The organism is Brucella lupini (assembly GCF_002252535.1).
Taxonomy (GTDB): domain Bacteria; phylum Pseudomonadota; class Alphaproteobacteria; order Rhizobiales; family Rhizobiaceae; genus Brucella; species Brucella anthropi.
This window is the reverse complement of sequence record NZ_NNRN01000018.1, coordinates 1-1,929: the sequence shown is the minus strand read 5'-3', so window position 1 is coordinate 1,929 and position 1,929 is coordinate 1. Positions and strand designations below refer to the sequence as shown.

Below are 1,929 nucleotides of genomic sequence, written 5' to 3'. Positions count from 1 at the left end.
TGGGTGCGCCGAGCATGGCGCGTGGTGCGCAAGCATCGCTCGACCGGGATGGTATCCGTTCGATGACTTGGAGGTGAAAGTCCTCTACGGGCCCTGGTGATGGGAACCGTTAGCCGAACAGCAAGGGCGTTGTCGTAAGGCGGGGTCTGAAGGAAGCTGTAAGCAAAGTGCCGGCCTGACGAACAGGAAGCGCATAAGAGGCAGTCGCATCAGGGCAAGGGGGCCCATTTACCCAAAGCCCGATATCACCCGGATGATGCGGCTGTAGATGCGACAGGTATATGGCATGAAGGTCACGCGTCTTACCTCGGGAGATCTGTCGCCTCGCCACCGGCAACGGTGTGCTACCGCCGCTGAGAAGCGACGGAATAGGGCGGCAGAAGTCAGCAGATGCCGTAGTAGCCGTACCGGACGGCGAAGGGCTGAACATGAAGTGTCGGATGGAGAACGATCTTTCGATGACGACAGCAGATGCAGATAATGGAGCTGAAACGCCCCATGCCCATGCGGAAGGTAGTGGCCGGAAGCTGCGAGAGGATGCCTTGGGCGCATCAAACGTCACGGCAGGATCGTCCAACTCACAACCGAAGGACGCGATGCAACTGATGGAAATGATCGTCAGTCGCGATAACATGATAGCGGCCTTACACCGCGTGGTGTCGAACAAGGGAGCGGCGGGCATCGACAAGATGAGCGTTGGCGACCTGAAGCAGCATCTCGTATCGCATTGGCCGCGCATCAGGGAAGACCTGCTGGCGGGTCGGTATGAGCCAGCGCCGGTGCGCGGGGTGGAAATCCCCAAGCCCGGCGGCGGGAAACGCCTTCTTGGCATTCCCACGGTTCTCGACCGCCTCATCCAGCAGGCGATACATCAGGTGCTGATGCCGATCTTCGACCCAGGCTTCTCCAATTCCTCTTTCGGCTTTAGGCCGGAGCGGAGTGCCCATGATGCGATCCTTGCCGCACGGTCCTATGTGGCCGACGGTTACCGCGTTGTGGTTGATCTTGATCTGGAGAAGTTCTTCGACCGGGTAAACCACGATGTGCTGATGGCACGAGTGGCACGCAAGGTCTACGACAAACGGGTGCTGCGGTTGATCCGCCGTTATCTGCAAGCCGGGTTGATGATGGGCGGGATGACGACAATGCGAAGCGAGGGAACGCCGCAGGGCGGTCCCCTGTCTCCGCTATTATCGAACGTCCTGCTCGACGATCTGGACAAGGAACTGGAACAGCGCGGACATCGCTTCTGCCGCTACGCCGACGACTGTAATATCTATGTGCGGTCAATACGTGCCGGTCAACGGGTGATGGCTTCGCTCACCGCCTTCCTTGGAAGGAGACTGAAGCTGAAGGTCAACGCCACCAAAAGTGCTGTTGACCATCCATGGAACCGGGTCTTTTTGGGTTATACGATGACGTTCCACCGTATGCCCCGCCTCAAGGTGGCGGTACAAAGTGTGAAGCGTCTTCGTGGCAAACTGAAAGCCCAGTTCCGGGCTGGGCGTGGCCGGGCCATTGACGCCACCATCAAGGACCTAGCGCCGATCCTGCGCGGCTGGACAGCTTACTTTAAGCTGGCTGACGTGAAGGGGACGTTCGAGGAAATGGATGGATGGGTTCACCGCAAGCTGCGGGCTACCCTGTGGCGGCAATGGACGAAACCAGCCGCGCGCGCAAGAAACCTGATGCAACGAGGCATAAAGAAGGAGCGTGCATGGATAAGTGCCAGCAATGGCCGGGGACCATGGTGGAATGCCAGAACCTCACACATGCACGAAGCCCTACCGAATGCCTACTTCACCAAAATCGGGCTGATCTCGTTCCTGAAGGAACACCGACGCCTATACTACGCTTCATGAACCGCCGTATACGGAACCGTACGTACGGTGGTGTGGGAGGAGGGCCTAAAATGCCCTCCTACCCGAT

Annotated in this window: 1 protein-coding gene; it reads left to right on the top strand. The window is 58.7% G+C overall.

What is annotated here, in order from left to right; translation table 11 throughout:
* Positions 1 to 458: 458 nt before the first annotated feature.
* On the top strand, positions 459 to 1,862 hold the full coding sequence (ltrA, locus tag CES86_RS01305) for a group II intron reverse transcriptase/maturase (RefSeq protein ID WP_011982869.1): 1,404 nt from the start codon (positions 459 to 461) through the stop codon (positions 1,860 to 1,862).
* Positions 1,863 to 1,929 lie beyond the last annotated feature (67 nt).